General features: G+C 64.9%; 5 protein-coding genes. 2 read left to right on the top strand and 3 right to left on the bottom strand.

What is annotated here, in order from left to right; genetic code table 11:
• Nucleotides 1-967, bottom strand: a 967-nt coding sequence (locus ABEA43_RS60575; RefSeq protein WP_345577472.1) for an AfsR/SARP family transcriptional regulator, incomplete at its 3' end; no start/stop codon positions are given.
• 97 nt (nucleotides 968-1,064) lie between these two features.
• On the opposite strand from ABEA43_RS60575, the gene ABEA43_RS60570 reads away from it, so the two are divergent.
• Together ABEA43_RS60570 and ABEA43_RS60565 are read left to right on the top strand one after the other, a co-directional pair.
• Nucleotides 1,065-2,249, top strand: a complete 1,185-nt coding sequence (locus ABEA43_RS60570) for a hypothetical protein (protein ID WP_345577469.1) — start codon at nucleotides 1,065-1,067, stop codon at nucleotides 2,247-2,249.
• Between the two features lie 335 nt (nucleotides 2,250-2,584).
• Nucleotides 2,585-5,374: an AfsR/SARP family transcriptional regulator gene (locus tag ABEA43_RS60565; RefSeq protein WP_345577466.1), complete on the top strand. Its 2,790-nt coding sequence runs from the start codon at nucleotides 2,585-2,587 to the stop codon at nucleotides 5,372-5,374.
• A gap of 3 nt (nucleotides 5,375-5,377) precedes the next feature.
• Here ABEA43_RS60565 and ABEA43_RS60560 read toward each other — a convergent pair whose 3' ends face one another.
• On the bottom strand, nucleotides 5,378-6,580 hold the full coding sequence (locus tag ABEA43_RS60560; RefSeq protein ID WP_345577463.1) for an MFS transporter: 1,203 nt from the start codon (nucleotides 6,578-6,580) through the stop codon (nucleotides 5,378-5,380).
• Nucleotides 6,577-7,782 (bottom strand): ATP-grasp domain-containing protein, encoded by a 1,206-nt coding sequence (locus ABEA43_RS60555; protein WP_345577460.1) that lies wholly within the window; start codon nucleotides 7,780-7,782, stop codon nucleotides 6,577-6,579. Before ABEA43_RS60555 ends, ABEA43_RS60560 begins: the two co-directional genes overlap by 4 nt.
• Nucleotides 7,783-7,833: the final 51 nt, after the last annotated feature.

The following is a 7,833-nucleotide window of genomic DNA, read 5'->3' as shown; positions in this document are numbered from 1 at the left end:
GGATGCGCCCGTCGGGGAACAGCTCACGGTTGTGGTGACCCCAGCGGACGGCGAGCGCCGTCTTGCCCACGCCCGCGGTGCCGCAGACGACCGCGATCCCCGGTGGGCGGCAGGCGTTCGCGGCGTCGAGCAGGGCCAGCTCGCCGGCGCGTCCGGTGAAGTCCGGCACCGGCGCCGGGAGCTGCCGCGGAATCCTCGGCACACCACGGCATTCCTGCTCCGCGAGCAGCTGCCGGTGCGCCCGTTCGAGCTCCCCGCTCGGCTCCACGCCCAGCTCCTCGGCCAGCACGAGGCGGGTGGCCTCGTACCGCTCGAAGGCGATCGTCCGCTGGCCCGTCGCCTGGTACGCGCGGATCAGCGTGGCCTGCACCGCTTCGTCGAGCGGGTTCGCCGCGCCCTGCGCCGCCAGCGCAGGGATGACCTCGGCGGCGTGGCCCGCCCGCAGCATCAGGTTGCAGTAGGACAGTTGCGCTCGGCGGCGCTCGGCCTTGAGGCCCCACACCTTGGGGTGGTCTTCGAGCGCCGGCACGTCGCACAGGGGGTCGTCGTCCTCCCACAGCCGCAGCCCTTCGCGGAACAGCGCGGCGGCTCGCGCCGGGTCGCCGTCGCTCTCGGCCTGCTGCGCGGCTGCCATCGTACGCCGGAAGCGCAGCAGGTCGAGGGCGGCCTCCGGCAGGCGAAGCAGGTAGCCGTCGCCGACGGTGGAGAGCACGCCGTCCTGGTCGCGCGGGCTGTGCCGCGGGTCGAGCAGGCGGCGCAGGTGTTTGGTGTGGGTGTGCAGCACGTTGACCGCGCTTGACGGCGGCCGTTCGCCCCACAGCGACTCGATCAGCTCCCGCCGGGTGGTCAGCCGCCCGGCGTTGAGCGCCAGGACTCCCAGCATCAGACGGCGGGCGGGCGGCCCGGCATCGACCTCGCGATCGTCGTGCCATACCCGCAGGCGGCCGAGCACCTGGACGACCAGCACCGCCACAGTGTAATGGCGACGGTCAACGAACATCCAGAGCCTGTCCAGAGGCTGGTGTTTTTCTTCGCCCGACGTTCTTTTACGAAGGGAGTGACCCGTGGTCAGATGGACAGCGGGGATCGCGAGCGTCGCTTTAGGACTGTTAGCCCTGCTTGTCCCCGCCACCCCGGTGACGGCGGAACCGGACAGGCCCGCACCCGAACCGGCCGTCGCACAGGAATGCGGCACCGACCTCAAACAGCACGCGGCGACGCTCGCCGCGGCCGGGAAGTCCGGGAACGCCACCTGCATCCGCAAGCAGACGAGGAAAGCCGACCGGGTCACGACCGGCGCCGGGATCGCCGCCGACATCTGCGGCGGGAGCCCCACGCTGAGCCGGGCGGCCGCATGCGTGATCGAGGACGGCATCCTGCTCATCTTCACGGTGCCCAACGGGGTCGTCATCGGCTCGATACAGTTCACCGTCTCCAGCCTGACGACCCTCGACTACAGCTCGCTGAGCTGGAGCCAGTCATGGCACTACCAGGCCAACTCCGTCGCCGGCCCGGCGATCCCGGCGGTGCTCGACAGCTTCGTCTACGCCGAGCCGGAATGCCTCACCAGCTGCACGGTGTCCAGCAGCGGGCTGGTCGGCGGGTCAGCGCTTCCTGGCCGCGTCCACTCGACCATCACGTACTTCCACAGCCCGCTCAGCGGCTACAAGTGGGGTGCACACGGTGGGATGCGGTACTGGTTCGCCAACTCGGCGTGGGTCAACCCGACGACGAACGCCTCGATCACGGCGCCGCCCGTGCATCGCTGCGACGACGCGCTGCCCGGTTACCCCAAGGGCTGCGTCTACGACTCGTTCCGCCCGGTGCACGACGTCCTGTCGTCACGCTATCCGTCGTATGCCCGCCACCTCCAGCTCGCCATCAACCAATACAAAATGACGGACATCCTGACCAGGACCCAGAACGAGACCATCATCGACCGCAACTACAACACGGCCTGCCCACCGGGGCACCCCAAACCCACGGCTCCGGGAGTCTGGTCCTGTGACGAGTACCCCTTCAAGTCCACCTACAACGGCGCGTACTCCCAGCCCTACGGCCGAAACATTGTGATCATCAACTGGAACACCGGGTCCGGGTTCAACTTCCTTGGCGGAGAACACTCTCGGCGGATCCGACCTGGGCGCCTTCTACTACAACATCTCGATGCTCTCAACGTCGGCCGAGTTCGGTGCGTAGCGTGCGGGCGCGGCCACACTTTCCACGCTGGGCCTTTCAAGGGCGGGTAATGACGTTTACTCGATCATCATGTGGAGCCGTTCCGTGTAGAGGTTGATCTGTCGCAAGACACTCTTCCGCCGACGGTTCAACACCTATTTCTGGCCAACTGTGATACTCGAATTCGATCTGTCCGGATCTCTTTCGTCGAAAAAACCTCAATGTCTGCCAAAGTTCGAAGCGTGTCGTGATGCCAGTACTACTAGATCTACGAAAGTAGTACCCCTATCATGGAAATATTGACAACAAAAGTGTTGCGTCAGGATAATGGGGAAAGATTGGGGGACGGTTGGAAGCCCGGATACTCGGGCCGCTGAGTATCCGCGACGGCCATCGAACGATTCCCGTGAACTCCGGCCGTCAGCGCGCGCTACTGGCCGCCCTCTTGGCAAAACCGAACCAGCCTCTGTCGGTGGAACACCTGATCGAGGTCCTCTGGGGCAGATACCCTCCGGACAACGCCAGAGTGGCTCTGCGCACCTATGTGATGCGGCTGCGTCAAGCACTGGGCGACGAACTGGGCGGCAGGATCGTAACCCGGCCGCAGGGCTACCAGATCAGAGCCGAGGTGCATGAGGTAGACCTGCTGATGTTTCAACGGCACGCGATGAGCGCGAGGTCCGCCGTACGGGAGGGCGACTGGGGGACGGCCGCAGGCGAGCTGCAGCGAGCGCTTGGGCTTTGGTCTGGCGAGCCATTCACCGAGGTGCCGTCCGCAAGCCTTCGGGAGCGCGAGCTGCCCCACCTCGAGCAGCTTTATCAGCGGACTCTGGAGCTGCATTACGAGGCCCAGCTCGCGCTCGGGCATCACGATGACATCGTGTTGGAGCTCGAGCGTGCTGTCGAGTCACATCCGTTCCGTGAGCGGTTCTGGGCTCAGTTGATGACGGCCCTCTACCGCAGTAGGCGTAAGGGTGACGCTCTCGCCGCCTTCCAGAGGATTCGCCGCGAGCTCATCAAGGAGCTGGGAAGCGAGCCGGGGCTCGAACTGCAGCAACTGCATCTGGCGATACTCAAGAACGACGAAACCCTGGTCGCGCCGCAAGCCAGTGAAGAACCAGAAGTCCGACAGCAGGCGATCGAGTCGCCCGCGATGGTACCCCGACAGCTGCCCGCAGCCCCATGTCACTTCACAGGACGAGTCGACGGGCTAAGAGTACTCAACCGAGCACTGAGTCAGACTCAGCGAGAGGACAGGACGGCTGCCTCCATCGTGGTGATCGGCGGCATCGGGGGCATCGGCAAGACTGCTTTGGCCGTGCACTGGGCACATCAAGTGGCAGATCTGTTCCCTGACGGCCAGCTCTTCCTCAACCTCCGAGGCTTCGAGACCTCGGACAATCCGATCGAGCCGGAGACCGCGCTCCGGTCCCTGCTCAACGCGCTCGGCGTTCCGGAAAGTCGATTCCCGGCACAGCTCGAGGCGCAGGCGGCCCTGTTCCGAAGTGTGCTCGCGGACAAACGGGTGCTGTTGATTTTCGACAACGTCAGGGACACCGAGCAGGTAATTCCCCTGATCCCCGCTTCGTCTGGCTGCCTGACTGTCATTTCCAGCCGCAACCAACTGACCGGTCTCCTGGTCAGTACCGGCGCTCAGTCGATCAGGTTGGGACCGTTGCGGATGGACGAGACGGCCAAGTTGATCGAGGATTTCGTCGGGGACGAGCGGGTCAAGGCTGAGCCCGAGGCGATATCCACGATGGTCGCGATGTCAGAGTGCATTCCGCTTGCGGCCAGCATCCTGGCCTCGATGACCCTCAGCCAGCCATCGTTGCGACTCGCGGACTTCGTAGAGATGTTCGAGGAGACGCTGAGCGCGCTGGACCGGTTGGAAACCGGCGAAACCGGCGACACCGCGACCAGCATGCGGTCCTTGCTCCACGGCTCCTACCGGCACCTGACTGACGATGGACGTAGGCTGTTGCGCTTCTTCGGCCTCCATCATGGAAATCAGGTGACCACTGCGGCGGCGGCCACTCTCGCCGGGATGTCCCTGGCGAACACGCACAAAGCTCTCACCCACCTCGCGAGAAACCACCTGGTGGAGAATGTGAGACCGGGGCAGTACTCGATGCACGACCTGGTACGCAGCTTCGCCGCGGAGGTCGTGAACCAGGAGGAGCTAGAGGCCGACCGACGGTTGGCCTCCAACCGTGTGCTGGATTACTACCTCCACAACATCCACAGAGCTGTGGGACTGCTCATGCCCACCCGCCGCCTCACCCCGCTGCCCACCCTGCAGCGCGGAGTGCTCACGACCCATTTCCAAACGGTGGCCGAGGCTGGAGCTTGGTTCGAGGACAACCGGAGCTCGATCATCGCAGCACTTCTCAAGGCACAGGACGACGGCTTCCCCAACCACATGTGGCGGATCGTCGAGGGGCTCGCTCCCTTCCTGGAATGGCTCGGCCACTGGCACGACTGGTACCGGGTGGCCAAGAACACGGTCGATGTGACCTGTGCCCTTGGCGATCCGTACGCTGAGGGCATCGCGCGGCTGGAGTTCGGGAGTGCCGCCGACTTGCTGGATCCCACAGGCGAAGACGCCGAGCCAGAACTGGTCCGCGCGCTCGCCCTGTTCGAAGAGATCGGCGACATCAGCGGACAGGCCAGGACCCATCACCGTCTCAGCGTGTACAGCGGTAGACGTCACCGTAAGCACGAGTGCCAGCACCACGCCGAGCGGGCATTCGATCTGCACACCAAGGACAACAACCCGGGCGGGCAGGCCGAGGCGCGCAATGCGTTGGGTTGGTACTTCGCATCGTTCGGCGATTACGACACGGCTGTGTCGGCCTGCCGCGAGGCACTGACCCTCAATCGCGAATCCGGAAACCTGGCCGGCGAGGCCGACGTATGGGACAGCCTCGCCTACGCGTACCAGAGCAGCGGCGACCTTGATGCGGCTGAGGAATGCTATCGGCAGGTGATTCCCATGGACGAGCAACTTCCCCGGCTCAGGCACCGCTATAACAAGGCCGAGACCTTGAGCAGGTACGGCGACCTTAGACAAGAGCTTGGGGATACAGTCGGGGCGCTGCAACTCTGGCGCAAGGCCCAGGAACTCCTAGAAGAGCTCAACCACCCATTGCGCGATGCGGTTCATCAGAAGATCCATTCCATGCTCGGCCAGTGAACGTCACCTGTCCTTGCCGATGGCATACCAAGCGGGGACGAGGGCCAGCACGGAGATCGCGCCCATGATGATCCAGGCAGGCTTGCCGAGGGTGCTCCAAAGGACGACGCCGATAGCGGGGCCGACAGCGGTTCCGATACCGAACATCGCGTGGGTGGCACCCTGATAGCGCCCGCTGCTCTCAGGGGGGGCGGCGAGGGCGGGGTAGGCGAACATTGACGGCCCCTGGATGATCTCGGCGAGTGTCCAGAGCAGGGTGCCGATGACGAACACCGCCAGTCCGCCAGGCAGCGCGTATACGGCCATACCGGCGCCCAGCAAGAAGAAGCCGACTGTCACCACCCGTCGCATCCGCCACGTCTGGACGAGCTTGGTCATCAGCAGCTCGAAGCAGATCACAATCGCACCGTTGATCGCGAGCATGACTCCGTACCAGAAGGTGCTGAAGCCCGCCTCGCGGATGGCAAGAGGAAGAGTGCTCATGTACTGGATGTACACCGCCGAGTTGAGCATCACAGCGAACATGAAGGCCACGAAGCGGCGGTCACGCAGGACCACCAAGTACCCACCTGTGCGGCTGGCAGGGGTGGCAACTGATGCGACGGTTCCGCGCGGCAAGGCCACCAGGACGATCACGGCGTAACAGAGGGCGGCGACCGCTTCGCCGTAGAACAGCAGCTCGTAGGAGACTGCTGCCAGTGCCGTTCCGAGCAGCGGAGCGGCGGTGGTGCCCAGGTTGAGCGCCAGCCGGTACATCGCGGTGATCATCACCTGCCGGTCGCCTGAGATCAGCGCGGCGATGTATGAGGAGGCTGCCGGCCGGTAGACCTGGCTGATCATCCCGACCAGAGCCACCGCCGCTAATATCCCCGCGTACCAGCGGATGTGCAGCACAGCGACGAGAAGTACGGCAGTTCCCAACATTCCCAAAACGATGGTCATCCGGGCGCCGATGCGGTCGGCCAGCGTGCCGCCGATCAGCACGCCTAGAACGGAGCCGGCACCGTAGACGCCTAGTGCTATCCCTGCTTGGACCCCTGTGAAACCACGGGTGGTCAGGAAAAGGATGAGGAAGACCTGGACGAACGAACCCAGCTTGTTGACCAGAACACCGAAGAGAAGCGCCTTCACGGCGAACGGGGACTCGGTGAAGGTCGCGAGTACACCGACTTTCCCGGCGTGGGTCGCAGGGGGGTGGGTGGTCACCGGACCTCTGTCCTTTCCCTGATCTGCAGTGCTTTGGCCGCCTGGTCGAGGGCGGCCACGCACTCTTGCGCGGTCGGGGCGACCGCGGTGGCGTACGCGATCCGGCCCAGCAGCAGGCCGCGCGGTGGTGGGGAGACGGTGTCGCCGGGCATGACGACGGCGAATGCTCGGTCGATTCCGGCCGGCAGTGCCGCAGCGTCGAACTTCACGCTGTCGATAACGGTGTCGTCATGCTCGGGATAGAAGAACCGGATCGCCGCCACCAGGTCGCGTTGCGCCTCGAGCACTGGCTCCGTGCCGCTGGCCAGCGCGGCGATAGCCAGGCCAGGGTCGATCCCTGAGGCGGCCATCCCAAGATAAGGGATCATGTCACCCCCGAGCCGGGCGTTCACCTCGATGACCTTCAGGATCGGGTCGAGTTTCAGCTCGGCGTGAGTCCAGCCGTGGGTGAAGCCGAGCGCAGTGTGGGTGTCCTGGAGCAAGCTGAGGAAAGTGGGGTCGCGCAGCAGCGGGTCATGGTTCGTGACCACATGGCCGGTTTCCTCGAAGTAGGGCGGGTAGCCGGTTTGTTTGCGGCCGACGAACAGCGGTGTCACGCGCCCACCGACGACTACGGAGTCCACACTCACTTCGGGCCCGGCGAGATACTCCTCAACCAGGACTGACTGGTCGAACTCCGGCATATGGGCCACGGTTGCCTGGTCCGCGAAGGCGAAGGATTCGGCCATCTTCTCGGCAGAGCGCACCAGCGACACGCCATAACTGGCCGCTGCGGCCCGGGGCTTGACCACCACTGGATAGCCGATGTTCTCGGCTGCGGCCAAGGCCTCTTCGACGGTCCCGGCCAGAGCGAACTCCGGCTGTGCAAGCCCGGCCAGGGCCAGGGCGGAGCGGCCCTGGTATTTGTCGCGGCAGCGCCACACTGCCTCGGCAGGAGTATGTGGGAGGCCGAGGCTCTCGGCGACGCATGCTGCCTGGTGGACCCGGGATTCGTCCCAGCAGATCACGCCACTGACCGGCTCACGCGCATTCAGCTCGGCGGCCGCCACGGTGAGTGTGTCGGTGTCGGTCGCCGCGACGACGGTGCTGCCGACCAGGTAAGGATCTTCCCAAGTGGTCGGGGTCAGAGTGAATAGATGGATCCGGTAGCGGGTGTTGATGCTCGCCAGTAGGTACTCACGGTACTTCTGAAGGCCCGTCACGATAAGGATGAGCAGGGGCCGTTGTCCTTGGGCGTGAATGGTGACTCTCCA

The sequence above is a fragment of the Nonomuraea rosea genome (genome assembly GCF_039539705.1).
GTDB classification, from domain to species: Bacteria; Actinomycetota; Actinomycetes; order Streptosporangiales; family Streptosporangiaceae; genus Nonomuraea; species Nonomuraea rosea.
This window is presented reverse-complemented; position numbering and strand designations above follow the sequence as displayed.